Source organism: Synechococcus sp. R55.2 (assembly GCF_047462075.1).
Lineage (GTDB): Bacteria > Cyanobacteriota > Cyanobacteriia > Thermostichales > Thermostichaceae > Thermostichus.
Genome location: NZ_JANSIH010000153.1, coordinates 1 through 868 on the forward strand (window position 1 = coordinate 1; position 868 = coordinate 868).

An 868-nucleotide genomic window follows, 5' to 3' on the forward strand; every position below is an offset into this window, starting at 1 on the left:
CCGACATCACCTGAGCATCGGGCACCTGGGAGACGATGGCGCGAATCTCCTCAAGGCTCTGCAGCTGAGAAACATCCCCCTGCCGGAAAAACAGCTCGGGAGCCACTGCCACATAGCCCAACTTCCCCAAGCGGCGACAAATGTCTTGAATGTGTTCGTGTACACCAAAGATCTCTTGCACCACCAAAACCAGTGGAAAAGGGCCAGAGCCGGTCGGCTTGGCACGATAGCCAGGGATCTCGCCATCTGGGGTGGGAATGGTGACGGGGCCGGCTTCCAATCCTTCGCTATCGGTGATGATGGTTTGGGCAAAGATCGGCTGTACTGCCGAGGCAAACCCAGCAGCGACGTTGGCCAGCTTCAACTGACGGCGCTTCCAGCTGCTGGAGGATCCCCCCTTGGGTTGCTCCGCATACATAGGCCCAATCCTCAAAAACACAAACCCTTCTTCTCAGGATAAACAATATTTTGTCTGTAAAGATTCTTTCTACTGACAGTCTCGATGCAAATCTTGCCTATCCTGTCTGAGATCTGCATCGTAGAGCTGTTAAGATCGGCTCGGCACAGCGATGCTGATCAACGGAAATGCAACTCAAGAGACAGTTAAAAATCAGTTAAAAACCGGAAATCTTTGGGTTAAGCATTTCAAGAAGCATCGATGCCATCTCGCACTTTGGAGCTTATTTGGCAGTTGCCGAAATTGTTGGATGATGGCAGCATTGGGCAGAGCCAAAAAGACAAACTGAGCGTTTGGCAATAGCGGCAAAACGGCAATTGTACTGGTGCAGATGGCCTTGACAAGTGAGATAAGTTTGCTTCAACAAATCTCAAAAGCCGCTGGCAGGTAGTCAACCAAAGCATAGCTTAC

At 50.9% G+C, this 868-nt stretch carries 1 protein-coding gene; it reads right to left on the reverse strand.

The features are described 5' to 3' along the window. On the reverse strand, window positions 1-418 hold a 418-nt coding region (locus tag NW838_RS05540; RefSeq protein ID WP_414427663.1), incomplete at its 3' end, for a dienelactone hydrolase family protein. Between the last annotated feature and the right edge of the window lie 450 nt (window positions 419-868).